Source organism: Aggregatibacter segnis ATCC 33393 (assembly GCF_900476035.1).
GTDB classification, from domain to species: domain Bacteria; phylum Pseudomonadota; class Gammaproteobacteria; order Enterobacterales; family Pasteurellaceae; genus Aggregatibacter; species Aggregatibacter segnis.
Window position 1 is genome coordinate 1376583 of record NZ_LS483443.1, and the last position, 26070, is coordinate 1402652.

At 43.3% G+C, this 26070-nt stretch carries 17 protein-coding genes; 9 read left to right on the forward strand and 8 right to left on the reverse strand.

Annotated elements, in window-relative coordinates:
* Positions 1 to 4 precede the first annotated feature (4 nt).
* Both xseB and DQN58_RS06795 read right to left on the reverse strand, forming a co-directional pair.
* Positions 5 to 250, reverse strand: a complete 246-nt coding sequence (gene xseB, locus DQN58_RS06790) for an exodeoxyribonuclease VII small subunit (protein ID WP_006718087.1) — start codon at positions 248 to 250, stop codon at positions 5 to 7.
* 138 nt (positions 251 to 388) lie between these two features.
* Entirely contained in the window at positions 389 to 1339 is a 951-nt protein-coding gene (locus DQN58_RS06795; RefSeq protein WP_006718088.1) for an alpha/beta hydrolase, read from the reverse strand.
* 196 nt (positions 1340 to 1535) lie between these two features.
* Between DQN58_RS06795 and accD the strand changes: the two genes are divergently transcribed.
* The gene (gene accD, locus DQN58_RS06800) at positions 1536 to 2423 is read left to right on the forward strand and encodes an acetyl-CoA carboxylase, carboxyltransferase subunit beta (protein WP_032997856.1); all 888 of its coding nucleotides are present in this window, start codon (positions 1536 to 1538) and stop codon (positions 2421 to 2423) included.
* Positions 2424 to 2425: 2 nt separating this feature from the next.
* Positions 2426 to 3772, forward strand: a complete 1347-nt coding sequence (folC, locus tag DQN58_RS06805) for a bifunctional tetrahydrofolate synthase/dihydrofolate synthase (RefSeq protein ID WP_006718090.1) — start codon at positions 2426 to 2428, stop codon at positions 3770 to 3772.
* 58 nt (positions 3773 to 3830) lie between these two features.
* Here the strand turns inward: folC and DQN58_RS06810 are convergent, their stop codons facing one another.
* The 3 genes from DQN58_RS06810 to DQN58_RS06820 are packed head-to-tail and all read right to left on the reverse strand — an operon-like array spanning position 3831 to position 6910.
* On the reverse strand, positions 3831 to 4472 hold the full coding sequence (locus tag DQN58_RS06810) for a histidine phosphatase family protein (RefSeq protein ID WP_109103747.1): 642 nt from the start codon (positions 4470 to 4472) through the stop codon (positions 3831 to 3833).
* Positions 4473 to 4530: 58 nt separating this feature from the next.
* A complete protein-coding gene (gene cls, locus DQN58_RS06815) occupies positions 4531 to 5988 on the reverse strand; it encodes a cardiolipin synthase (protein ID WP_006718092.1) in 1458 nt (485 codons plus the stop codon).
* Positions 5989 to 6001: 13 nt separating this feature from the next.
* Positions 6002 to 6910, reverse strand: a complete 909-nt coding sequence (locus DQN58_RS06820; RefSeq protein WP_006718093.1) for a lysine exporter LysO family protein — start codon at positions 6908 to 6910, stop codon at positions 6002 to 6004.
* 139 nt (positions 6911 to 7049) lie between these two features.
* Between DQN58_RS06820 and DQN58_RS06825 the strand changes: the two genes are divergently transcribed.
* The 4 genes from DQN58_RS06825 to DQN58_RS06840 all read left to right on the forward strand — a co-directional run bounded on the left by DQN58_RS06825 (position 7050) and on the right by DQN58_RS06840 (position 10711).
* Positions 7050 to 7730, forward strand: a complete 681-nt coding sequence (locus DQN58_RS06825; protein WP_006718094.1) for a TIGR01621 family pseudouridine synthase — start codon at positions 7050 to 7052, stop codon at positions 7728 to 7730.
* Between the two features lie 44 nt (positions 7731 to 7774).
* A complete protein-coding gene (locus tag DQN58_RS06830) occupies positions 7775 to 8656 on the forward strand; it encodes a DMT family transporter (protein WP_006718095.1) in 882 nt (293 codons plus the stop codon).
* 73 nt (positions 8657 to 8729) lie between these two features.
* Positions 8730 to 9053 (forward strand): zinc ribbon domain-containing protein YjdM, encoded by a 324-nt coding sequence (locus tag DQN58_RS06835; protein ID WP_032997857.1) that lies wholly within the window; start codon positions 8730 to 8732, stop codon positions 9051 to 9053.
* Positions 9054 to 9169: 116 nt separating this feature from the next.
* A complete protein-coding gene (locus tag DQN58_RS06840) occupies positions 9170 to 10711 on the forward strand; it encodes a subtype B tannase (protein ID WP_006718097.1) in 1542 nt (513 codons plus the stop codon).
* Between the two features lie 162 nt (positions 10712 to 10873).
* Here the strand turns inward: DQN58_RS06840 and tdeA are convergent, their stop codons facing one another.
* The 3 genes from tdeA to DQN58_RS06855 form a co-directional block, all read right to left on the reverse strand.
* Positions 10874 to 12244, reverse strand: coding sequence for a toxin/drug exporter TdeA (gene tdeA / locus DQN58_RS06845; protein ID WP_006718098.1), 1371 nt, complete (start codon positions 12242 to 12244; stop codon positions 10874 to 10876).
* Positions 12245 to 12331: 87 nt separating this feature from the next.
* Positions 12332 to 14263: a MacB family efflux pump subunit gene (locus DQN58_RS06850; protein WP_006718099.1), complete on the reverse strand. Its 1932-nt coding sequence runs from the start codon at positions 14261 to 14263 to the stop codon at positions 12332 to 12334.
* A gap of 19 nt (positions 14264 to 14282) precedes the next feature.
* Positions 14283 to 15458, reverse strand: coding sequence for an efflux RND transporter periplasmic adaptor subunit (locus DQN58_RS06855; RefSeq protein WP_006718100.1), 1176 nt, complete (start codon positions 15456 to 15458; stop codon positions 14283 to 14285).
* Positions 15459 to 15725: 267 nt separating this feature from the next.
* On the opposite strand from DQN58_RS06855, the gene glnS reads away from it, so the two are divergent.
* The 3 genes from glnS to DQN58_RS06870 all read left to right on the forward strand — a co-directional run bounded on the left by glnS (position 15726) and on the right by DQN58_RS06870 (position 26069).
* Positions 15726 to 17396 (forward strand): glutamine--tRNA ligase, encoded by a 1671-nt coding sequence (glnS, locus tag DQN58_RS06860; protein WP_006718101.1) that lies wholly within the window; start codon positions 15726 to 15728, stop codon positions 17394 to 17396.
* A gap of 177 nt (positions 17397 to 17573) precedes the next feature.
* Positions 17574 to 19289: a ShlB/FhaC/HecB family hemolysin secretion/activation protein gene (locus DQN58_RS06865; RefSeq protein WP_050540577.1), complete on the forward strand. Its 1716-nt coding sequence runs from the start codon at positions 17574 to 17576 to the stop codon at positions 19287 to 19289.
* A gap of 42 nt (positions 19290 to 19331) precedes the next feature.
* On the forward strand, positions 19332 to 26069 hold the full coding sequence (locus tag DQN58_RS06870; protein ID WP_006718105.1) for a two-partner secretion domain-containing protein: 6738 nt from the start codon (positions 19332 to 19334) through the stop codon (positions 26067 to 26069).
* The last annotated feature ends 1 nt before the right edge of the window (position 26070 follow it).

Here is a 26070-nt window from a genome sequence, read left to right on the forward strand (position 1 = left end):
CCCGTTATTCTTCCGCTTGATAATCGCTAAGTTTGGCACTTTCGTTTTTTTGTAACAAAATTTGGATGTGCTGTTCCGCTTGCTGTAAGCGTTCTTGCCCTAACTGAGCCAGCTTGATGCCTTGTTCAAAATCTTTTAATGCCTCTTCAAGAGAAAGATTGTTATTTTCCAAACGGGAGACGATTTCTTCCAGTTGTTTTAAGGTATTTTCAAAATCCGGTTCATTTTTCTCAGCCGGTTTACGCGCCATGGTCTTATCCTTTTTTGCAGCAAAATAGAATTGCCGTATTGTACTTGATTTTTATCGCTATTGTTAGGGCGAATTTAGGGTATTTCCGGTGAATAATCTCTTCTAAAAAAACAACTGAAAAAGACACCGCACTTTGGGTTAATGTTCACAATTTTGTTGTGTTTTACAGCGAGAAAAAAGCCATTTCAAACCATCTAATAAAGCCGGCATGACACTGGTCATATGGGTTTCTTCAGGATAAATTTTACTCACAACCGCTAGCTTATCATTAGGCAGCCCATTCAGTTTTTCCGCTACATTTTTGACTTGCGTCACCATGGCGCGCTGATCTAACTGCTTTTGTCGTTCGGTATCTTGTTTCATATAAGGCGCCAATTTTTGTTCATATTCTCCAACGGTGAAACGCACGCCAATTTTCTCTTTTATTTTTTGTAGGTGTTCGGGAAATGCAGGTAAATCTTGCAAAATCCGTTGCTGATTCCACCATACTGAAGGGCTGGCGATAAGATAGTTGCGGAATCCATTTGGGTGATTAAACAAACTATATAAACTAAATAGACCACCATAAGAATGCCCGAAAATGTTTTGTTGAGCCGTGTTAATTGAAAAACGGTGATGCAAATCTGGTGAGAGTTCTTCCTGAATAAAGCGATAAAAATTTTCTGCACCGCCAAATTTTTTATTGGTTTTATCGCCGGTATCATCGTAACTTTCTGATGGCGGCGTATAATCTTGCGCGCGTTCTGCCGGATTAAGAAGTTGAGTATTCGGGTAGCCGATGCCGACGATTAAAAATGGTACGGCATTGGTTTCTTGTGAGCGCGCCATCATGTTTTGTGCCATGCTGGCAGCCGCGGGGAAAAGGGCATCGCCGTCCAACACGTAGAGAACGGAATAGCCGATATGCTTTACTTCTCCAACAGGCATCACCTGAATACGATAATCTTTTTTCGTAAATTGGCTGTGAAGCACATATTCTTGTGCATTAGGGAGAATTGCCGGTTTTAAATTGCCCATTGAAGTTGCTTGATGCCCCTCGGCAAGATTAAAGAATACGCCACAAGAGAGAGCCAATAATAACGGTTTCATACATGTTCCTATGTGAGTTTTTGCGCTAGCGTAGCAAAGTGCGGCCAGTTTTTCTAACGTTTTTATCAGATAAAAATACCTGAAAAAATGACCGCACTTGATGACTAATCAGATCAGTATAAATTGCTATAAAATTTTTCAAAATTATGGTCTAATAGCGCGTAATTTTTTGTTAATCAAGAGAAAAAGGTTAAATATGAGCTGGATTGATAGAATTTTTAGTAAAAATACCTCGTCTTCTTCCCGCAAAGCCAATGTGCCTGAAGGCGTGTGGACAAAATGTACCTCATGCGAACAGGTGCTATATCGTGAAGAATTAAAACGTCATTTGGAAGTTTGCCCAAAATGCGGACACCATATGCGTATTGATGCGCGCGAGCGTTTATTGGGCTTATTGGATCAAGACAGCGTACAAGAATTAGCGGCAGAGTTAGAACCGAAAGATATCTTGAAATTCAAAGACTTGAAGAAATATAAAGATCGTATTACCGCCGCTCAGAAAGATACCGGCGAAAAAGATGCCTTAATTGCATTTTACGGTACGTTATACAATATGCCGATCGTGGCGGCAGCCTCTAACTTTAGCTTCATGGGCGGTTCCATGGGATCTGTGGTGGGGGCGAAATTTGTCAAAGCCGCAGAAAAAGCCATGGAAGAAAATTGCCCGTTTGTCTGTTTCTCCGCCAGTGGTGGCGCACGTATGCAGGAAGCCTTGTTTTCCCTCATGCAAATGGCAAAAACCAGCGCCGTGTTGGCTAAAATGCGTGAAAAAGGCGTGCCATTCATTTCCGTATTAACGGATCCAACGCTAGGTGGTGTTTCTGCCAGTTTCGCAATGTTGGGCGATATCAACATTGCCGAACCAAAAGCATTAATCGGTTTTGCCGGTCCACGTGTTATTGAACAAACCGTGCGTGAAAAATTGCCGGAAGGTTTCCAACGCAGTGAATTTTTATTGGAAAAAGGCGCAATCGACATGATCGTAAAACGTGCAGATATGCGTAATACCTTGGCGAGTTTGGTCAGCAAATTGATGAATAAGCCATCTCCTTTTGTGGAAAGCGAATTAATCACAGAAGAATAAATATGAACACAATGTTAAAAGCCACTTCGCCACTCAACGAGTGGCTTTCTTATTTGGAAAACAGTCATTTTAAAGCGATTGATTTAGGGCTGGAACGCATCAAATCTGTTGCACAGGAATTGGATTTGCTCACGCCGGCACCTTTCGTGATTACCGTAGGTGGTACAAATGGCAAAGGTACCACTTGCCGTTTGTTAGAAACCATTTTATTGAATGCGGGCTATCGTGTCGGCGTGTATTCTTCACCGCATTTGTTACGTTATAACGAACGTGTTCGCATTCAGAATCAAGAGTTGGATGATGCACAGCACACGGCGTCTTTTGCGTATATTGAGCAAAACAAAACGCAATCATTAACATATTTTGAATTCAGCACGCTGTCTGCGTTACATTTGTTTAAACAGGCAAGATTGGATGTAGTGATTTTAGAAGTGGGGCTGGGTGGTCGCTTGGATGCCACGAATATCGTGGACAATGACATGGCGGTGATTACCAGCATTGATATTGATCACACGGATTTCCTCGGTTCTACGCGCGAGGAAATCGGTTTTGAAAAAGCGGGAATTTTCCGTGCTAATAAACCGGCGATTATTGGCGAACCCAATATTCCGCAAACCATGTTGATGCATGCCGAAATATTAGGTAGCCAATTATTTTGTCGTCACCTTGATTGGAATTTTTGCCAGCAGGAACAAAGTTGGACATGGCAAACCACGCGTGAAGATGAAAAAGTGCGGTGGAATTTGCTCGCGGATTTACCGCTTTGCCACATTCCGTTAGCCAATGCGGCAACTGCGCTTGCGGCAGTACAAAAATTGCCGTTTGAGATTTCTCTTGAAACCGTGAAAAAATCCTTGCTTGAGGTGGAACTCACCGGGCGTTTTCAAACCATGAAGCCGGAAAGCTTAACGCATTTGGCGAAAATGGTTGAGCGTGAAGTGGAAGCCCTACCGCGTATGATTGTTGATGTGGGGCACAATCCGCACGCAGCACGTTATTTAGCAGAAAAACTGACCGCACTTAAAGCCCAATCACAAGGAAAACTGATCGCGGTTTGTGGGATTTTAAAAGATAAAGATGCGGCTGGTGTATTGACACCGTTACTTCCGCTGGTTGACGAATGGCGTTGTGTCACATTAGGCGGTTATCGCGGTCAACAGGGTAAAGATTTGTTTGTGACGTTGCAACAGATTGCAACTCAACAGCATTTGAATGCACAAGGTAGCTATGCCGATTCCGTCGCAGAAGGTGTGAAAAGTGCGGTGGAAATGGCCAATGAAAATGATACCGTGCTGGTGTTTGGATCTTTTCATACCGTGGGCGAGTTTCTGACATTAATCCAAACCTAAAGACGTTAGCTTCATCAAAAAAACAAAAGTGCCGAGGAACAACCCTTGGCGCTTTCTTTTAACGTAAATGTCCCGCTTCATTTATGCTTTCAATGGTAAATTTTCCGTCGGTCCCATTGCTTTGTTTATAGTGCACGATGTTAATCGCACAATTTAACAAAGATTGGCTCTTGCCTTCATGACGATGTTCTTGCCAGCTTGTTCCGGCAAGTAAAGCAAGCAATAAACGCAATGTGTGTCCGTGTGAAACAATCAAAATATTGCCTTGTTCATGTACTTGAATAATGTCTTGAAGTGCTTTCATTGCCCGTTTGGCAAGTTGTTCAAAGGTTTCTCCACCATTGCTTTGCGCTTTGTAGTTTGCGGCATCTTTGAGCATTTGGTTAAACTCATCTAAAGAACGCAATTTCTCCACCGGTAAACCTTCCCAAGACCCGAAATATTGCTCGTTTAACCCTTTATGTTGAAAAAGTGGCACATCGCGCTCGTCTAAAATATGTTGTGCTGTGTCGATAGTACGTTGTAAACAGCTGGAATAGGCGGCAACAAAAGGAATGTGCTGCAGTGCTGCTCCGGTTTGTTTGGCGCCTTTAACACCAAGCTCCGTTAAGTCGGAGTTGCCGAATCCTTGTAATAGTCCTTGCTCGTTCCAAAGAGTACGTCCGTGGCGGACTAAGTAGAACGTGAGATGTTTATTCATGAATTATCCTGTTAAATCTTGTTGAGATAAAAACGCAGAAAAAAACGACCGCACTTTTTTATAAGAGCGGGCTGAAAAGGAAAAACAGTTTTTCGATAATGCGTTGATAAACGGAACGATTTGCCCATTCGTCGTAGTTCAGCAGTTCGGCGTTTTTGATGTAGCTTTCATGCAACAGGGAAATTTCGTTCGCGAATGCCGCATCTTCCACCACCATGGTCACTTCAAAATTCAATAAAAAGCTGCGCATATCCATGTTTACAGTGCCGACCAACGCCAATTTATTATCAATCAGCATGCTCTTAGTGTGCAGTAACCCTTTATTGAAATGATAAATTTTTACACCGGCGGCGAGTAAATCGTCAAAAAATGTACGGCTTGCCCAATGTACCATCATCGAATCATTTTTTTTTGGCAGAATGATAGAGACATCCACACCTCGTAGGGCGGCTGTGCGTAATGCTTCGGCAATATTATGGCTTGGCACAAAGTAAGGAGAGGTGATGACAATGCTTTTCCGTGCAGAAAAAATTGCGATAGCGAGAGATTGCGCCATTAAATCATCCGGAAAACTCGGGCCGGTGGCAAGAATTTGCACTGCGTGAGAATTGTTTTGTTCTAAAGGCAATAACGGGCAATCAGGAATATGTAATGGTACGGATTGTCCTGTTTCAATTTCCCAGTCCCACGCATGCAAACCGTTGAGAACGGCAGACACAGGGCCATTGATACGCACCATGACATCAATCCATTCGCCTACATTGCTGTCTTTTTTGAAGAACTTTGGATCCACCATGTTCATGCTGCCGGTGTAAGCAATTTGGTTATCGATCACAATAATTTTGCGATGTTGACGTAAATCGATTCGACTGAAAAACATGCGGAATAAATTCACATGTAAGGTTTCAACAATTTCAATCCCTTGGGCTTGCATCTCGCGACAATCCGCACTTTTTAAAAACGGACGACTGCCCACGGAATCCAATAAAATGCGTACTTTTACCCCACGTTGACAGGCTGCGATAAGCGCTTCTTTGACGTCGTTCACCAAACCATAGGGAGACCAAATATAAAACACCATATTGATGGATTTTTCTGCGCATTTGATGTCTTCAATGATGCTGTGCATGATGTTTTCCGGGGTGTCCAGAATATGCAGTTCATTTCCTAAAACACAAGGAATGCCAAGACGTTGCTTGGCTAAGTCGAAAATTGAACGATAGAGTAGATTGGTTTTCGTATTCACCAAATTATCGCATTTCGATAGCTTGTCGAACCATGCCATAAATTGGGGTTTGAGCTGGTTGAATAGTGTTGCGCGGCGCTTCCCGAGATTAATTTCGCCGAAAATCAAATAGGCTACAATGCCGACAATAGGGAAGATATAAATCACCATCAACCAAGATAGCATGGCGGCGACAGATTGCTTTTTCATGACCAAACGAATGGTAATAGCAATGGTGAGAACCCAGATAAGTGCAGGAATAATGTAGGCGATAATTTGTTCGATATTCATAAAAATGACCGCGTTATAAAGGTGTAGAGGTAAAAAGCATTAACAAAATTGGCGGTGTAATGTTTGTGATAAACCCAAAACTAAAAGCAAGCGGCAAAACTTCTACGCCGCCGGCTTTTTGAATAATGGGTAAGGTGACATCAAGGGCGGTTGCTCCCGGAAAACCCACCGCTGTTGAACGGTAGTTTTGCATGAATAGCGGAATAATAAATAAGCTAATCAATTCACGCGATAAATCATTAAAAAACGCAATACTGCCCCAAATCGGCCCCCAAGCATTACTGAGGGTTACGCTGGACAATGAATACCAGCCAAAACCGGAGGACACAGCTAAACCTTGTATCACCGGCACTGACAACACGAAAGCCGCAATAATGCCGCCAAGTAATGAGGTGAACATGAAAATCACGCCCATTGCTAATCCGCGTTTATTGAAAAATACCGCGCGCATGGAAATGCCATTGTTGCGCAATTGCACGCCCACACAAAAAATCATAACAACCAGCACATAAGTGGTAGCGTCGTGGGGCAAAGCAAAATGACCTTTGAACAGCCAACCAACCACGAAACCAATGAGCACCACCGTGCATAATTTCAATGAATCCAACATGATATGCCAACGCGAGGCAATTTTTTCTGCAACGTGTTTTAGTGGCTGCGGGTGGAATTTGTCGTAAAGAAATAAGCCGATGAAATTTAGGCATTGAATAAACAAAATAAAGGTGAGGGCATAAACGCCGATTTGCGGTAATTGTTGTGCTAAATCATCCAGTTGTCCGAGTGAAAAACCCATGGTGAAGAGAATCATGTACAGCAAAATCATGGTCACGCGACCGAAAGATTGCAAAATGGCGTGATTTTTCACTTTCACCATGTACCCGATAAACATCGGCACTAAAATAATGAGTAATCCTTCGTACACTGTTGCCACCTTCAAATGCTATATGGTGGCAGAGTATAGCACTTTTCCCTATTTTCGCCTATCGGTGAGGCTTAACACTAAAGCCAATGTCATTGATTGTGCTATACTTTCGGGCATTATTTTTCTCTAGTATTTCCCTATGACATTCCAAATTGTATTTCGACACTCTGATTTTATTGTGATCAATAAGCCTAATGGCATTAGCGTCCATAAAGATGACGCGGATGTGGGGTTAACTCAATTAGTGGCGCAGCAACTTGGCGTACCGAAAGTTTGGCTGGTGCATCGGCTGGACAAAGTCACTTCAGGTTTGTTGATTCTTGCCTTAAACGAACGTGCGGCTGTGACGTTGTCGCAGAAATTTGCGCAGCATCAAATTCAGAAAACATATATTGCATTAGCAACGCATAAACCGAAGAAAAAACAGGGCAGAATCAGTGGAGATATGCAAAAGGCTAGACGAGGCACGTGGAAACTTTGCCAAAGCAAAGAAAACCCCGCGGTGACAGATTTTGTTTCACACAGTTTGGCACCCAATTTGCGTTTATTTATCTTACAACCGAAAACCGGTAAAACCCATCAACTTCGTGTTGCAATGAAAAGTTTAGGCAGCCCGATTTTAGGGGATGAACTATATGGTGGGGATAAGGCTGAACGCACCTATTTGCATGCCTACCAATTATCGTTTGACTATTTCGGGTTGAAGGTTCAAATTAAGGGAACACCGATTAATGAGAGCGAAAAGTGCGGTGAAATTTTTCAACGTTTTTGGCAGGCCATTGAAAAATATCTTCATGGTGAAAATGAAAAAACACCTTAAAAACTGACCGCACTTTTTTCGCTGCGAAGCAAGGAACGTTGCCAATGCCGAATAAGATCATAACCAGTTCATACCATAAAGCCATTATTTGCATGGTGCTTGCCTATATCAGTATCGCCTTGATGGGCGTGTTCGTAAAATATGCCTCGGATGAATTACCAGCAAGTGAAATTTTGTTTTCTCGCTTTCTGATTGGTTTTGTTTTCTTGTTACCTTTTATGATTCGCGATGGTGATTTCCGAGTCGAAATGCGCCAGTGGCCGTTTTTGGTGATTCGCAACCTTGCCGGCATCGGCAGTATGTTATGTACTTTTTATGCCATCAAATATTTGCCACTTTCCATTTCTATTTTGCTATTGAATACCTCTGCGTTATTCGTGCCGGTTTTGCTCTTTCTTTTGCGTACTCGCACGCCGCTGAAAGTCATTGCCTGCAGTGTGCTGGGATTTATTGGCGTGGCGATTATTTTGCTCACTGATCACCATGGTGAGGTGGAACCTTATTATATTTTTGTCGCATTGGGCGGTGCGACTTTAGCGGCAATGGCGTTTATCAGTTTGCAGGAATTAAATAAGCATAATTCACCGAAAAATATCGTTTTCTATTTCCATTTACTTGGGGCGATTTTATTACCGTTATTTTTTATGGCGCAATGGACGCTCCCGACAGCGCATGGCTTATTTATGCTTTTATTGGTGGGCGGATTCGGCTTAATTTTCCAGCTTTTGCTGACTCGTGCGTTTAAATACGCTCCGGCAAATGTCATCACGCCTTTTGCGTTTACCGGTGTGATTTTTTCCAGCATCTGTGACTGGTTGTTTTGGCAGAATGTGCCGACAGTGCATTTTTGGCTCGGCTCTCTCGTGATCATTGTGTCTGTCAGTTTATTGGCAAGATTGCGCGGCCAAGGGAAAACGAAAGCATAATTTATTCCCCAAAAACAGTTGTTTTTCCGCTACAATAGCGCACTTTAAAATGACATTGAAAACGAGGAAATCCATGGAATATCCAATTTGTCCATCTTGCAAAGGCGAAAACACCTATCACGATTCTATCCAATTTGTTTGCCCGGATTGTGGCCACGAATGGACCGGCGACGAAGTCGAAGAACATGACGATGATGCGTTTATTGTCAAAGATAGCAACGGCAATTTGCTGGCTGATGGCGACGACGTGCTACTCATCAAAGATTTAAAACTTAAAGGCTCTTCCGAAGTATTGAAAAAAGGCACAAAATTTAAAGGCATCCGCCTTGCTCGCGGCGATCACAACGTGGATTGCGGCAAAATCATGCTGAAATCGGAGTTTTTGAAGAAGGCGTAGGTGAAAAAAGCCATCTGTCGTAAGCAGGTGGCTTTTGTCATTTTATTTTCTTCCGCCGAACTTATTTACAATACGTCTACCTAACCAACAGTATATCTTTGATACAGGAGAACTTTATGCAAGCAAAAACATGGTTGGCTTCGTTGGTAGGGTTGGCTGTTTCCGGTATGGCTATGGCGAACCCACCGCAAGGGAATGATCCGTTGGCGGATGCGCCGTATTTCAATAAAACGGACAGTGGCTATGATCTAAAATTCTCACCGAAAACTTACCGCACTTTAGAGGCGAAAGTGAATGGTGAGACGGTGAAATTCCGTGCGTTTGAAAAGATTGTGTATGTGCAAAACCCGGTTGAGCCGGATTATCAGACACTGAACATTTATGTGCCGGAAGCCTATTTTAATAATGGCAAAATCAATGGCTTTAATGCCAAGAGCGCGCCGATTTTCCTGCCGAATGCGGTGGGCGGTTATATGCCGGCAAAAGCGGCAACCTATGATGCAAAAGGCTTCGGCAGTGGTGATAAATCTAACGCAATTTTGACCGCACTTTCCAAGGGTTATGTGGTGGCAAGTGTGGGTGCGCGTGGACGGACGTTGGAGAAAGACGGCAAATATACCGGCAAAGCACCGGCAGCAATTATTGATTTGAAATCGGCGGTGCGTTATTTGCATTTTAACGATGAAGCAATGCCGGGTGATGCCAATAAGATCATTTCTAACGGCACCAGCGCAGGCGGAGCATTGTCCGCTTTGTTAGGCGCAAGCGGTGACAGCATGGATTATGTTGAGTATTTAAAACAAGTCGGCGCGGCAGAGGCGAGTGATGTCATTTTTGCGGTGTCCGCCTATTGCCCGATTACCAATTTGGAACACGCCGACAGCGCTTATGAGTGGGAATTTAACGGCTTGAACGATTATCGCCGAATGGACATGAGCCGTTTGAATGCACAAAGTTTTAATGATCGTTCGCAAGCTGCGGCAAAAGCCACGATTGAGGGTACGTTGACGGCAGCGGAAATTCAGATGTCCGATCAGCTAAAAGCCGAGTTTCCATCTTATTTAAATAGTCTGAAATTAGAAGATGAGAAAGGTAATGCCTTAACGTTAGATGGGCAAGGTAACGGTTCTTTTAAAGATTATATGAAAAATGTCATTGTGCGCTCGGCGGATAAGGCCCGTAAAAGTGGCGTGACCTTTGAAGATAAACCTTGGGTGAAACTGAACAAGGAAGGCGTCAGCGACATTGATTGGGAGGGCTATATTCACTCAGAAAAACGCATGAAATCACCACCTGCCTTTGATGCGCTGAATTTGAGTTCCGGCGAAAATAACTTATTCGGTACGGAAAGCGTGAATAATCAGCATTTTACAGACTATTCCATGCAACATAGTAGCGAGAAAGGGAAAATGGCAGATAAGCACGTCATTCAGTTAATGAACGCGATGAATTATGTGGATCATGGCAAAACCGCATATTGGCGCATTCGTGCAGGTACTTCTGATCGTGATACCTCGCACGCCATCAGTGCGATACTTGCAATAAAACTGCGTATGGCAGGCAAACAGGTGGATTATGAAACTCCGTGGGGCGTGCCGCATTCGGGGGATTATGATCTGGACGAGCTGTTCCAATGGATGGATAGTATCAGTAAATAATTGGTAATAGCCATAAAAGTGCGGTTAGTTTTGGTGACGTTTTATCTGAAAAACAGTCTGAAAACCGACCTCACTTTTCTCTCAAAAAAAACGGCGCTTTGTTAATCAAGCGCCGTTTTTGTTTTTTAGAGAAAGTGCGGTGGTTTTTCACCGCATTTTTACTTAACGAGAGTAGTAACCCGCCATGGAGCTGTAAACGGCATTTTCTGCCTGAATCACGTTGAATTTGGCTTGCAAAATGGAAAGCTGGGAGGCTTTTTCCGTATTGGCCGCCGTCAACCATTCGCGCAATTCAGACACGCCCGCGTTGTAGCGGTTGCGGTAATATTGTGTAATGCGTTGGTTGTAATTGTACGTTTGTTGCGCGTTGCTAAAGTGGCTTTGTGCTTGAGTAAACGCGAAGTAGTTGGTATCCACGTCATTTAACGCCGTGGTGATACTTTTTTCATAGTTTAAACGGGCTGTTTCGTAATCCGCTTCAGAGATTTTCACGTTCCATTTTACGGTGTTCCAATTTAAGAACGGCAATGTAATACCAACGTTGCCGGCGCCAATAGAGGAGAATGTAGTCGCGCCGGTTTGATTGGTGGCGTTACGGCTTAAGCTGCCGCCCAAGGTAATTTCCGGGAACCAGCTTTTTTCGGTGGCTTTGGCATTTTTGAATGCACTGCTTAAACGGGCTTGATAGCCTTTGACATCAGGACGGTTGGCGATCACGGAAACCGGCACGTTTAAATTCACGCCCACAGTTTTTACGCTCAAAATATGCGGGAAGTTGATGTTTAATGTGTCATCCGGTTTTAAGTTCAGCAAATTGCGTAAGGTCTTTTCTGCGTTTTTGCGGTTGGTTTGCAACGTAATTAAATTATTACGCGCCGTTAATACTGCTTGTTGAGCCTGATCTACGCTAGCACTGTCTGCGACACCTTGCGCCAAACGATTTTTCATGATGTTGCTGATGTCGGTGTAATATTTGATGCTTTCTTGAGTAGTGCTAATAGCATCGTTTAAATAGGCAATTTGGTAGTAGGTTGTTACCACCGAGTTGATTAAAGAAAGACGGGTAGATTCCATGTCTTCAATGGTGGCTTTATGAGACCATTCTGCTGCATCGGCTACGTCTGCTAAACGACGCCACAAATCCAATGTATAAGACACATTTAATGCGCCGGTGTGTGTGATCGCGGAATTGCCACCACGATTAATATCTTTTTGAGCAGAAGATTTTGCTGCACCACTAAAGGCCGGAATCAAGTTTGCTCCAGCAAGGTTGGCGCTATACAGTGCACGGTTCACGGAAACTGCCGCCTTGGCTAGATCTTTATTATTTGCTAAAGCTTGTTCGACTACGCGGTTGAGTTGTGCATCGTTATAAAGCGCCCACCAGTTGTCTTTAATGTTGTATTGCTTGGTGATGTCTTCATATTGTTTGTAATTATCGAGGCTGGCTTGATAAGAATCGCCGATATTGGCACAGCCGGCGAGAGTTGTTGCCATCACCACTGCAAGGGCTAATTTTTTCATTTTTAACATTTTTTATCCTTCTTTAAGGTTCAAGGGGGCTATTTTATGCCTCAAAAGTGCGGTCGATTTTAACCGCATTTTTAGGTTTTACAAAATCTATTCACGGGCTAATGCCGTAATCGGATCTAATTGTGCAGCACGTTTTGCCGGCGTGTAGCCGAACACTACACCGATTAAGCTCGAAAAAGCGACGGCGGCAATAATCGAACCGCCGGAAAATGCCATGGTGAAATCGGTCATAAAGGTGTTAAACAGCACTCCAATCGCACCGGAAAGCAAAATGCCGGTGACGCCGCCGATAAGACAAATCAACACGGCTTCAATTAAAAATTGTTGCAGGATATTAGACTGCCTTGCACCGATTGCCATGCGCACACCGATTTCTTTGGTGCGTTCTGTTACTGACACCAACATAATATTCATCACACCAATACCGCCGACGATTAAGGAAATAAAGGCAATCGAGGAGATAAGCAGTTTCATCGTGCCGGTGGTGCTTTCGATGGTTTGTTTAATGGTGTCGCTGTTCATGATGAAAAAGTCTTTTTTGCCGTGGCGTAGTGTCAGCAATTCCGTAATGCCTTTTTCTGCTGCCGTTGTGTTCACATCTTCTGCGACTTTCACCGTAATCGAACCGATTTTTTTGCTACCTGAAATGCGGTTCATCACAGTAGTGTAGGGCGCGTAAAGATTCAGTGAACTGCTCGCGCCGCCCATTTGTCGATCGGACACAACACCAATAATACGCAACGGACGTTTGTTAAATATCACCACTTTGCCAAGGGGATTTTCATAGGGGAAAATGGCTTTTTTGGCACTTTCATCAATTAACGCCACTTGTGCGTTTTCTGCGACATCTTGTGCTGAGAGTAGACGACCTTGTTTTAATTTTAAACCTTCCACATCAAAAGATTCTTCGCTCACGCCTTTTAAGGACGTCGTCGAAAAGGCTTTATTCGCATAAATCAAGGTGCCGCTCGACGCGCTATTCGGCGTAACGCTTTGCACATAGGTTTGTTGGCGTAGCGCGTTAGCATCATTAACCGTGAGATTCTGCATTTGTTCCGCTCGGCGATCACCAAAGCCGGTGCCGTTAAAAATGGTGATGGTGTTTGTGCCGATGCCGCGAATATTTTCCAGAATTTTTTGTTGCGATCCATTGCCTAACGCTACTACAGACACCACGGAAGTAATCCCAATAATAATGCCAAGCATGGTGAGTAGGGAACGCATTTTATGTGCCACAATGGCGCTAACAGACATCCGAAAGGCTTCCATCAGCTGATCTTTGCTAAAGCCAAAACGTCCTTTAAAAACATTTGAATTTTTGACCGCACTTTTCACCGGCTGGGTTTGCGTGTCACTGATAATTTCGCCGTCTTTGATTTCAATCATCCGATTGGCGCTGGCAGCGATATGCTTGTCGTGGGTGACCATAATAATGGTATGCCCTTCTTGGTGCAGTTGGCGCAAAATTTCCAACACGTTTTCACCGCTTTGCGAATCCAATGCACCGGTGGGTTCATCGGCTAAAATGATTTCACCGCCGTTCATCAAAGCGCGAGCAATACTCACGCGTTGCTGTTGCCCGCCGGAGAGTTGATTAGGCTTATTCTGCCATTTGTCGCTTAATCCCAGTTTTTCCAATAATTGTTTGGCGCGTTCCAAACGTTGGTTGTGGGGCATACCTGCATAAATTGCCGGTAATGCCACGTTTTCTGCGGCGGTAAGGCTGCTCAATAAATTGTAACGTTGGAAAATAAAACCGAATTTTTGGCTGCGTAAATCGGAGAGCTGATCGGCGGTTAATTCGATGGTTTCTTTCTCATCGATTTTGTACGAACCACTGGTTGCCGTATCAAGGCAACCGATAATGTTCATCAACGTGGATTTGCCCGAACCCGATTGCCCGATAATGGCAACGAAATCGCCTTTTTCGATATTTAATGAAATGTCTTTCAGAATATGAACACGATTTTCGCCGGCACCAAAGTAGCGGTTGATGTTTTTCATTTCAATAATATTCATTGGAAATTTCCACCGCACTTTAGAAAATTCGTGGTCCGCGCATATTGCCGACAGCTTCGCCGGCAGCCACTTGTGACACAATGACTTTTTCGCCTTCAGCAACGCCGGATTTAATTTCTGTTTGGTAATCGTTTTGTACGCCGATTTCTACTTCGCGTTGTTCCGGTTGGTTGTTGCTGTTTAATACCTTCACAAAGGTTTTGCCGTTTTGCGTTTGAATTGCCATATTCGGCACGGATAGCACATTTTTCGCGTTGGCAATTTTGATGTTGTTTTCTGTGGTCATGCCGATGCGCAAAATCTGGTTGGGATTTTCCACGATAATGTTGGCGTAGTAATAAACTGCGCTGTTACTGGTGCTTGACGTTGAACTTGTGGTACTGGACGTGGAGCTATTGCTAATCGTCGTTGTCGCCGGATCAACGGATTCAATTTTGGCGTGATAAAGGGTTTTGCTGTCGGATAAAATACTGAAAGTGACCTCTTGTCCGGCTTTCACTTTCGTAATATCGCCTTCAGAAATTTCCGGTTTAATGCGCATTTTGCTTAAATCTGCCACTTTGACAATGGTCGGTGTGGTTTGATTAGAGTTTACTGTTTGACCTTCAGAAACCGGTGTAGCAATCACTGTGCCGTCAATCGGTGAGGTGATTTTGGTATAACTCACATTGGTTTCCGCAGTATTTACTTCAATTTCTGCTTGTTTGATGTTTTCCTGCACCACATTCATTTCTGCTTTGGCATTATCTAAGGTCGCTTTTGCGCTATTTAAGCTGTCCAAGGAGGTACCTTTTTGCGCATACAATTTGGTTAAACGATGGTAATTAGAAAGCGCCACATCATAGGCGGTTTTACGCGCGACAAACTGGGCTTGGTAACTTGCAAGCGCCGCTTTTCGGGTGTTTAGCGTATTGATTTGTGTGGTGGAATCAATTTCCGCAATCAAATCGCCTTTTTTCACTTGTTGACCCAAAGCCACATAGAGTTTGGTGACTTTGCCAGAAACCTGCACGCCCACATCAACGGTGTTGACACTTTCAATTGAGCCGGTCGCCACCACATTTTTTTCAATGTCGCCACGTTGCACGCTTTCCGTTAAATAAGTGGTTTTAGGCGTGGAATCGCCCATAAAAAAATAACCGCCGGTGACTACCGCGGCAGCCAAAGCGGCCATTATCCAATGTTTTTTCGTCATATTTTCTCAAGGGTTAGAAGAAACAGTGAAAATAGAATACAGGAGAAAGATTAAGGAAATCTTAATTATTAATGAATGAACGTTCATTTAGTGGCGCATTTTAATGGGAAATTAAATTTTTTGCACGAGAAATTTCAAAAGTCCACGCAAGATTTTGCCTTGTGCTGAAACAAATAACACTGCGATTCCTTAGATAAATTTCAGCTTTCAAGGAAAAATGTGTAGAATAGTGCGGTTATTTTTTTATGCGTTTTAATTGAGAAAATTATGAGTACAGAAACTATCTTAGAAACGACGGAAAATGCCCGTCCACACAATTTTATTACCCAAATTATTGATGAAGATTTAGCGTCCGGTAAACACCAACGCGTTCATACCCGTTTTCCGCCTGAGCCAAACGGCTATTTGCACATTGGTCATGCCAAATCTATCTGTTTAAACTTCGGTTTAGCAAAAGAATATAACGGTTTATGTAACCTCCGTTTTGATGACACCAACCCGGTGAAAGAAGATGTGGAATATGTAGATTCTATCAAAGCCGATGTGGAATGGTTAGGTTTCAAATGGGAAGGGGAGCCGCGTTATGCTTCCGATTATTTTGATGCACTTTATGGCTATGCCATTGAATTGATCAAAAAAGGATTGGCGTATGTGGACGAACTTTCACCGGAAGAAATGCGCGAATATCGCGGCACGTTAACCGAGCCGGGGAAAAACAGCCCGTATCGTGATCGTAGCGTAGAAGAAAACCTCGCGTTATTCGAGCGAATGAAAAATGGTGAATTTGCAGAAGGCACGTTGAGTTTGCGTGCGAAAATTGACATGGCGTCGCCGTTTATGGTGATGCGCGACCCGGTGATTTATCGCATTAAATTTGCCACCCACCACCAAACCGGTGACAAATGGTGCATTTATCCAATGTACGATTTCACCCACTGTATTTCCGATGCCATCGAACGCATTACACACTCATTATGTACTCTTGAGTTCCAAGACAACCGCCGTTTATACGACTGGGTGTTGGAAAATATCAGCATTGAGCGCCCATTGCCGCACCAATATGAATTCTCTCGTTTAAATTTAGAAGGCACGCTCACTTCTAAACGTAAATTGTTGAAATTAGTCAATGAAGGCATTGTAGATGGCTGGAACGATCCGCGTATGCCAACCATTTCAGGTTTACGTCGTCGCGGTTATACGCCGGCGTCATTGCGTGAATTCTGCCGTCGTATTGGCGTGACAAAACAAGACAACGTGGTGGAATACAGCGCATTAGAATCTTGCATTCGTGATGATTTAAACCAAAATGCGCCGCGAGCCATGGCGGTGATCGATCCTGTTCGTGTGGTGATTGAAAATTTTGAAGGCGAAGAAATGTTAACTGCGCCGAATCACCCGAATCGTCCGGAATTAGGCGAACGCCAATTGCCATTCACCAAAGAAATTTACATCGACCGTGCAGATTTCCGTGAAGAAGCCAACAAACAATATAAACGTTTAGTGTTAGGCAAAGAAGTGCGTTTGCGCAACGCTTACGTGATTAAAGCCGAACGTGTGGAAAAAGATGTCAACGGTGAAATCACCACTATTTTCTGTACCTATGATCCGGAAACCTTAGGTAAAAACCCGGCGGACGGTCGCAAAGTGAAAGGCGTAATCCACTGGGTTTCCGCCACGCACAATCACCCGGCAGAATTCCGTTTATACGAACGCCTTTTCACCGTGCCAAACCCGGGCGCAGAAGAAAATATCGAAAGCGTGCTAAATCCAACGTCCTTAGTGGTGAAACACGGTTTTGTCGAACAAAGCCTTGGCAATACGGAAGCAGAAAAAGGCTACCAATTTGAACGTGAAGGCTATTTCTGTGCTGACAGCAAAGACAGCCACCCGGAACATTTGGTGTTTAACTTAACGGTGAGCTTGAAAGAAGGTTTTTAACCCCATCACCGATTAAAAAGTGCGGTCGTTTTTCGTGGTGAATTTCGATCGCACTTTTTTAACTGTTAATGCCAATAGTGATTGGCGTTTAGAAGGAATAGTATTTTTATTCATTATATATGGAACCAATAAAACATGAGATTTGCCTATTTTACTGCTTTTAGTCTTTCTACAGCTATGTTACCTGCGTTTGCTGAACCTAGTTCAATACAGAATGCTACCCAGCAGGCAGTCGATACACGCCAACAACAGCAACAAAATATTTTAAATGCCGAAATTCAATCCCAACAAGTAAAAGCTCCAACGGTTCGCTTGGAAAGTGAAAAGGTACATGCACTTGGATTTCCAAAAAATGAAGAACTCTGTTTTCCTATTCATCAGCTTGTTCTTACCGATTATCAACACACCGTTTCAGAATCTACCTCTTTTTCTCCCAGCTCATTTTCCTGGGCAAAAAGTGCGGTCTATTCTGAGGGCGATTTTGCATTACCGGCCTGTGTTGGTGCTCAAGGAATTAACGTGTTATTACGCCGGATTCAAAATTATTTGATTGAGCAGGGATATGTGACTACACGGGTGGTTGCGGAACCGCAAGATTTACGTACAGGTGTATTGAGATTAACGGTGATTCCGGGCAAAGTGGGGCATATCCAATTACAAGATCAAAGTGCTGTTCCTTTTGCGACAAGAAGTATGCTTTGGTTTGCTATGCCTATGGCTGTTGGGGATTTATTGAATGTGCGGGAAATTGAGCAAGGCCTAGAAAACCTTAAGAGAGTACCAAGTGCTGACGCTAATATTGAGCTTCAGCCCGGAGAGACTTTGGGTGAGACAGATATTGTAGTGGCATATAAACACCGCATTCCATTTCATTTAACCTTAGGATTGGATGATTCGGGCTCCAAATCGACAGGACGTTTACAGGGCGCCGCTACTTTTTCTTGGGATAACCCGCTTCGCTTAAATGATATGTTTTATGTTAGCGGTACGCGTAGTTTTAAACGACATAGTGATGCGGCAGAGGGAGATTATGGCAGTCATAATCTGAGCTTGTATTATTCCATTCCGTGGAAAAACTATTTGCTGACGCTTTCAGGCTCCCGTTATACCTATTATCAAACGGTTGCAGGTGCTTTTGAGTCTTATGTGTATTCTGGCGAAAGTAAACAAATGAAGCTCAATTTAAGTCGTCTATTGAGCCGTGGCGCACAACATAAAACTTACACGAATATTGCCTTATGGGCGAAAAAGTCCCACAACTATATCAATGATACGGAAGTTGAGGTTCAACGTCGTCGTACAGCCGGATGGGAGCTAGGTCTTACGCACACGCACTATGTAGGCGTAGCGACATTTTCTATTTCCGCTAATTACAAACGGGGGACCGGTGCGAATAATGCCCTTCGTGCACCGGAAGAACGATTTAATGAAGGCACCTCAAGAATGCGGATTTTGACCGCCTCTCTTGATTTTAGTTATCCGTTCAACATTGGAAAACAACCTTGGCGCTTTAATACCTATTGGCAAGCGCAATGGAATAAATCACCGCTCGTGCAACAAGACAAATTCAGCATTGGCGGCCGCTATACGGTACGTGGGTTTGACGGTGAACTTACTCTTTCCGGAGAGCGCGGTTGGCTTTGGCGCAACGAACTGGCATGGAATGTGATGAACAAAGGACATGAGATTTATCTCGGACTCGACCGAGGTATTGTCCGTTCAAGCAATGAGGAATTACAAGTAGGCAATAGTTTAACCGGTGGTGCATTGGGGATGCGCGGTAATCTTTGGGGACTAAATTATGAATATTTTGTTGGCACACCAATTCAAAAACCGCAAGGTTTCAGAACAAGTCATGTAACAACAGGGTTTAACCTCAGCTATCGTTTTTAAGTATTTTTTAAAATAAGCAGATTTTATTATTAAGGAAACATCATGAATAAAAAACATTACAAAGTTATTTTCAGCCAAGTATTAAATCAACTTGTGGTTGTATCGGAACTTGCCAAATCAAAAGGCAAAGCCACGAGCGAAGATGTTGAAAGTGCAGAGATAAAAACAACGTTAAAAGCTACCGCACTTTCTACTTTATTCGGCACTCTCACACCGGTTCATTTCAGCATTATGTTAGCGTTGGGGTTTGTTTTCGTTTCTCCTACTGCTTTGGCAAATGCGGATATGGCGATTCGCGCAGACAAATCAGCACCGGGTAATCAACAACCAACGGTGTTACAGACGGCGAATGGCTTGCCACAAGTCAACATTCAAACACCAAGTGCAGGTGGCGTGTCGCGTAATCAATACTCGCAATTTGATGTGGCGGAAAAAGGCGCCGTATTAAACAACGCTCGTAAGGCGGTACAAACCCAAACGGCCGGTTGGGTACAAGGCAACCCCAATTTAGCCGCAGGTGAAGCGAAGGTGATTTTAAATGAAGTCAATTCATCCGCTCCGAGTCGGTTAAAGGGCTATGTAGAAGTGGCCGGACAAAAGGCCGATGTTGTTATTGCGAACCCGAGTGGTATCCATTGCGATGGTTGTGGTGTCATTAACGCAGGACGCGCCACCATGACCACGGGGAAAGCTCAATTAGAAAATGGTGAGCTCAAAGGCTATGAGGTCAACGGCGGCAAAGTTAAGGTGACCGGCAAGGGCATGGATAACCGCCAGGCGGATTATACCGATATCATTGCAGAAAACGCGCAAATTGATGGCGGTGTGTGGTCGAAAAAAGCCATTAAAGTCACCACTGGTAAAAACAAAGTTGATCGCACGAATGATTCGGTGGTTTATGTAGGCGATAAAAACACTGTGGAAAGCGACCGCACTTTAGAAACCCCACAAACTTACAGCGTGGATGTGAGCCAATTGGGCGGTATGTATGCCGAGAAAATTCATTTGGTGGATAACGGCCAAGGCCTCGGTGTACGCAACGCCGGCCACATCGGTGCCTCTGCCGGTGAGGTAAAAATTGATAGTCAAGGTAAGATTGTGAATGAAGGCTTTGTTGGTGGTAGTGAAAATGCCCAACTCAATGCGAAAAAGAATATTGAGAACCGTGGCACCGTTTATGCTAAAGCTCAGACACAACTTAATGCTCAAAACATTGATAACAAACAGGGTGTTATTGCAGGTAAACAAGTTCAGCTTAACGCGAATAACGTGGATAACCGCAAGCAATCGGATAAAGGCTCTTTAATTGTTGCAACAGAGAAAGTGATCATTAAAGCCAAGCATGTAGATAACCACGGGACGAAAGCTAGCGACAAAACGGAACAAGGTATCCGTGGTGTTCAAGTGGCTATTACGGCTGAAAATCTTTCTAACCAACAAGGGGGTATCTACGCTGATGAGCATGCCAACCTTGATGTAGCGAAAACAATTGATAATCAAGCTGGTGAGATTGAAGCAAGTAAATCAATTGAGTTAAAAGCGAAGGCTTTAGCCAATGAAGGTAATATTAAAACCAAAGGGAATTTAATGGTTCGTTTACAAGACAGTTTAACCTTAAATAATGCTTTCCAAGTTGGTGGTAATTTAGATTTTAAAACCGAAGGAGATTTTAAAAACAATAGCCAATTACGTGTAGGTAATAAGGCGGATGTTAAAGCGGCTAATGTTGAAAACACTAAAGATGGTGAAATTAGCGGTAATGAAACACGCATTAATGCAAATACTTTAACTAACCGAGGCTTAATTGATGGTTCATTGACTGTTGCAAAAGCAGTGACCATCAATAACTTAGGTACCGGTCGTATTTATGGTGACCATGTGGCTTTACAAGGAGAGAGTTTAAATAACCTTGAGGAAGGGGACAAATCCACTGTGATTGCTGCGCGTAAGCGTTTAGATATGGGCGTGGATAAAATTTTAAACCGTAATGAAAGTACCTTTTTAAGTATGGGTAAGATTTATGTGGGCAAAGCGCTGGATGAAAACAACCAGGCTACAGGTGAATCTGCGTATGTTCACAACTACAATGGTGTGATTGAGGCGTTAAATCTCTACGATAATGCGAAAAGCAAGGCGATTACCTTTAATACTGGGGCGGTAGAGAATAGACACTTTTTCCTTGAAACAGAAAATATAGATACTTCGTCTACACCAGTTTTCGAGTATCGAATTGGGAATGATTCGACTATCTACGGTAAAGGCTCTGGGGTTTATAAAGTTAAACAAGATGATAAGAATAGTCGTGGTGGTTTGGATAAAAAAGTAAAAAATCTTTATCATATTTTTTCACCGGACGGCAAAATCGAAAGTGATAATTGGCATGAGTATGATTATACCCGCACAGTGAATGAAACCATGGTACTTAAACCAAAATACCAAGAAGGTAAGATTTTAAGTGGTGGTGGAATAGATTTTAATGATGCGCGTGTAGACAACCAAGATAGTAAAGTGATCGCTGGTGGGCTGATTCAAATTGCGGATGGACAATTAAATCAGAAAGAGTTTAAAGGTCGTACTATTGTGACGGATGCAGGTCATGTAACTGCGTTTTATAAAGGGCGGGCGTGTGGTAAAAAAGTATTTGGTAAATGTATTGATCATTACAATACCACTAAAAGTGATACCGGTATTTATTACAAACAAAATGAAAGAGTGAAAGATTTAGGGGTATTTGCCTATAAAGAAAATATGTCCCCTGAATTTGCTAATAATGGTGTAGCGAATAAAGGTGATGTGGGGGATGTGGTGTTAAATCGTCTGACACAATCGCTAGATAAATCCTCGCTTTATAATGTGAATCCTAATGCACCAAAAGGCTATGTGATTGAAACTGCCCCACGTTTTGCGAATAAGCAAAAATGGTTGAGTTCGGATTATATGTTTAATGCTCTACGCTATGATCCAAATAATATGTTGAAACGTTTGGGGGATGGTTTTTATGAGTTGCGTTTAGTGAATGAACAAATCAACCAGTTAACCGGTCGTCGTTATCTTGATGGATATCAAAATGCCTTAGAGCAATATCAAGGTTTGATGAACAATGGTATACGTTATGCCAAACAATTTAATTTAGTGCCGGGGGTTGGTTTAACCAAAGAACAAATGTCGGAGCTGACCACTGACTTAGTGTGGATGGTGAACCAAGAAATCACTTTACCAAGTGGTAAAAAACTCAATGTGTTAACACCAAAAATTTACTTGGCTTCTAATCGTACTCAAGTTACCCCAACAGGCTCTGTGATTTCGGGGGATAGCATTGTAGGTTCGGTGACCAATATGACCAATGAAGGGACGGTGCTTGCGGCGAACCTAGTGAACCTACACGGTCAAAATTTAGAGAATAAAGGCCTAGTTTTTGCTAATAACGTTAATCTTAATGCTGAGCAAAAACTCGTGAACCTTGGCGGTAAGATTATGGCGGCTGACAGTGTATCGCTTTATGGTGGTAAATCCGTAGAACTTGGTGCAACGACGGCGGAAACACAAAGCCAATTAGCTCTTACCGAAACCGGCAATAAGATTGTCGATCGCCAAAGTGAAGTAATGGTGACAGGAAAAGATGGAAAGATTTCTATTCAAAGTAATGGCGATATCACAGTGAAGGCCGCCAATGTGAAATCGACAGGCACCATTGATGTGAACGCCAAAGGCAAACTTTTAGTGGGTACAGAGAAGCAAAGTAGCAAAGAGCATTATGACTTTAGCGATAACCATCATTATCACTTAGATAAAGAAGGTGAAGTTGGCTCTGTTATTGGCGGCAAGGACGGAGTGCGCTTAGTTGGTCAAACAGAAGCCACACTTCGTCAAGCTGAAGTAACGAGTGCTAATGGAAAAGTAATGGTTGCCTCTAAAGGAGATGTTCGAATTGAAGAAGGGCGATATATTGAACATTTAGATACCCGTAATAAGCAAAAATCTAGAGGTGCGTTTACAAGCGTTACTGAAGAATATAAACATAAGCATAATTACGATTTGAGTAAAGGTAGTGAAATTGATGGAAATAGCGTTGTGATTTACTCTCAAGATGGTAATGTCACGGTGCAAGGCTCAAATGTGGTGGGAGAAAACGGCTTAACGGTGAAGGCGAAAACCATCGACATCAAAGAAGCGGAAAACAAAGTTTATTCTGATGATTTTCACAGCAAGAAAAAATCAGGCGTGTTGGGCGGAGGCATAGGGGTTACGTTTGGTGCCCAAAAGCAAACGATAGAAAGCGATAAAACGAAGTTTTATGCACAGGGCAGCCAAGTGGGTAGCTTAAATGGCAATACTACCCTCATCGCAGAGAATGATTACACACAAACGGCAAGTCATGTGAGTGCGGTGAACGGAGATGTCAATATTCAGGCGAAAAAAGTCGACATTAAAGCGGCAGATGATAAATATGAAATGCACACCAAACAAACCTTTGAGCAAAAAGGGGTAACCCTTGCCGTCACCTCTCCGATACTGTCCGCCCTACAAGCCGTGCAAGGGACGGTGAAATCTGTTGAGCGCGTCGGTCAAAGCAAAAATGACCGAGTCAATGCCATGGCGGCGGCGAACTCGGCGATGGATGCCTATCGAGCCGGACAAGCGGTGGGACAGGCAGGAAAAGCGATGCAAGAGGCGATGGAAAATGGAAATATGGATTCCGTCGTGGGGGTACAAATCACTTACGGCCAACAAAAGAGCGAATCACGTACGCATACTGAAGGAAAAACCGCGGCCAAATCTCAAGTGAATGCCGGAGGCAAAGTAAATATTGTTGCCACAGGGGCAGGCAAAGCATCCAACATCACCATTAACGGTTCGGATGTGTCCGGTAAACAAGGAACCTTCTTGGGGGCAGAGAACGACATCAACATCACGGCTGCCGAACAAACGCACAAAGAGCGCAGCACCAATAAATCGAGCGGCTTTAATGCGGGGGTGGCGATAAAAGTGAGCAATGGCGTTGCAGCGGGGATTACTGTTGGGGGCAATTACGGCAAAGGTTACGGCAACGGTGATGAAACCACTTATGTGGCAAGCCATGTGGGTGACGCCAACAGCCAAACCACAATACAAAGCGGTGGTGATACAAACCTTATTGGGAGCCAAGTAAAAGGTAAACGTGTTGAAGTCAATGCCGACAACATGAATATCAAAAGTTTGCAAGATAAATCCAACTATGATGGCAAGCAAACGAATATCAGCGGCAGTGTAACCATCGGTTATGGGTTCTCCGCAGGGGGAAGCTACAATAAATCCAAAGTCAATGCCGACCATGCCAGCGTCAATGAACAAGCCGGCATCTATGCAGGGGATGAGGGGTATGACATCAACGTCAATAAACACACAGACTTAAACGGCGGTCTTATCACCTCAACACAAAAGGCGGAGGATGAGGGCAAAAACCGGTTTAGTACGGGAACGATTACACATTCAGATATTGAAAACCACTCAAACTACAGCGGAAGTAGTTTTGGTGTGAGTGGCAGTGTGGCAGCGAATTTTGACACCCCATTGGGTAAAGAGGGTCAAGCGCAAAGTAGTAAACAAGCGACCGATAGCAAGGGCAATCCGGTTTATTTGGATAAAAACGGCAAGGAGACGGTCAGTGCGACCGACACGGAGGGCAATGCCAATCGTGCGAAATCGGCAACCGGTTTGGCCTCGTTGCAATCTACCTTAGGCCTCGGCTACGGCTCAGATAAAGAAAATCAATCCAGTACAACGAAAAGCGGCATTAATACCAAGAATATTGAAATTAGAGACCAAGCAGGACAACTGGCGAAAACCGGTGAAACGGTTGAGCAGACGCTAGATAGCATTAAAACCGATGTGACTACGGATAATGCAGAGCAGCATTCCGGCAAGTTGGAAAATCATTTTGATAAAGACAAAGTGATGAAAGAGCTCAACATTCAAGTGAAAGTTACTCAAGATTTTCGTAAAAATGCCTTCTCAATGATTGATGCCTATGTGCTTCCAAAACAGGCTGAATTGAGAAAACAAATCAAGGAAGCTAAAACTGAAGAGGAAAAGACCGCACTTTATGGAGAAATTTATAAATTGCAATATCAAAAACGTTTGCTTGAAACAGTGGTAGGCATTGTATCGGGTTCGCCTGATGTTGCAATAACACAAGGAACTTTGCAATTGGCCGCAACGAAGATGAGAGAGGAGACTTTAGCTAATTCAAGATTATTTAAAGGTATTAAAGATGCTAAGACGGGGAAAATTCTTCGTAATGATAGTTATGATAGCGGTTATTTTGATGGAGTAAAATTAGGTGGTGTAAGGATTGATGTTAATGCTATTTGCAATAGTAACATGGGGACTTGTACTTATAATGATGATAATTCAATCACATTTAAAGGTAATAAAGACTATACATTAGATGATGCTATTGATCCGCAACAAAATAAAAAAGCGGGTGGATTATATGGAGAAACCGGTGGTTTTCAACCTGTTCAAGGTGAGTGGAATCTACATTTTACGAGAATTCCGTATAGCATCGGTTCTATCTCGGATATGGCGGTAGAATCCTTTGCTGGTACTCACGACATGTTAGGAGGCCAAGCATGGGGCTGGTATGATAAACAAGGAAATACTGCAGAAAAAAATAAACTTACTGGTGTAGCATCAGGTGTAACAACTGTTATTGCAATACCGGTATCCGCACCATTTGCTTTATCCGATGTAATATCATCAGATATGTTTGAACTTTTGATGAAAATAGGAGGTAAATAAA

Excerpts from the sequence above, each read along its gene's own strand:
- xseB (WP_006718087.1), bottom strand. The coding sequence starts at position 250 with ATGGCGCGTAAACCGGCTGAGAAAAATGAACCGGATTTTGAAAATACC.
- DQN58_RS06795 (WP_006718088.1), bottom strand. The coding sequence starts at position 1,339 with ATGAAACCGTTATTATTGGCTCTCTCTTGTGGCGTATTCTTTAATCTT.
- accD (WP_032997856.1), top strand. The coding sequence starts at position 1,536 with ATGAGCTGGATTGATAGAATTTTTAGTAAAAATACCTCGTCTTCTTCC.
- folC (WP_006718090.1), top strand. The coding sequence starts at position 2,426 with ATGAACACAATGTTAAAAGCCACTTCGCCACTCAACGAGTGGCTTTCT.
- DQN58_RS06810 (WP_109103747.1), bottom strand. The coding sequence starts at position 4,472 with ATGAATAAACATCTCACGTTCTACTTAGTCCGCCACGGACGTACTCTT.
- cls (WP_006718092.1), bottom strand. The coding sequence starts at position 5,988 with ATGAATATCGAACAAATTATCGCCTACATTATTCCTGCACTTATCTGG.
- DQN58_RS06825 (WP_006718094.1), top strand. The coding sequence starts at position 7,050 with ATGACATTCCAAATTGTATTTCGACACTCTGATTTTATTGTGATCAAT.
- DQN58_RS06830 (WP_006718095.1), top strand. The coding sequence starts at position 7,775 with ATGCCGAATAAGATCATAACCAGTTCATACCATAAAGCCATTATTTGC.
- DQN58_RS06835 (WP_032997857.1), top strand. The coding sequence starts at position 8,730 with ATGGAATATCCAATTTGTCCATCTTGCAAAGGCGAAAACACCTATCAC.
- DQN58_RS06840 (WP_006718097.1), top strand. The coding sequence starts at position 9,170 with ATGCAAGCAAAAACATGGTTGGCTTCGTTGGTAGGGTTGGCTGTTTCC.
- tdeA (WP_006718098.1), bottom strand. The coding sequence starts at position 12,244 with ATGTTAAAAATGAAAAAATTAGCCCTTGCAGTGGTGATGGCAACAACT.
- DQN58_RS06850 (WP_006718099.1), bottom strand. The coding sequence starts at position 14,263 with ATGAATATTATTGAAATGAAAAACATCAACCGCTACTTTGGTGCCGGC.
- DQN58_RS06855 (WP_006718100.1), bottom strand. The coding sequence starts at position 15,458 with ATGACGAAAAAACATTGGATAATGGCCGCTTTGGCTGCCGCGGTAGTC.
- glnS (WP_006718101.1), top strand. The coding sequence starts at position 15,726 with ATGAGTACAGAAACTATCTTAGAAACGACGGAAAATGCCCGTCCACAC.
- DQN58_RS06865 (WP_050540577.1), top strand. The coding sequence starts at position 17,574 with ATGTTACCTGCGTTTGCTGAACCTAGTTCAATACAGAATGCTACCCAG.
- DQN58_RS06870 (WP_006718105.1), top strand. The coding sequence starts at position 19,332 with ATGAATAAAAAACATTACAAAGTTATTTTCAGCCAAGTATTAAATCAA.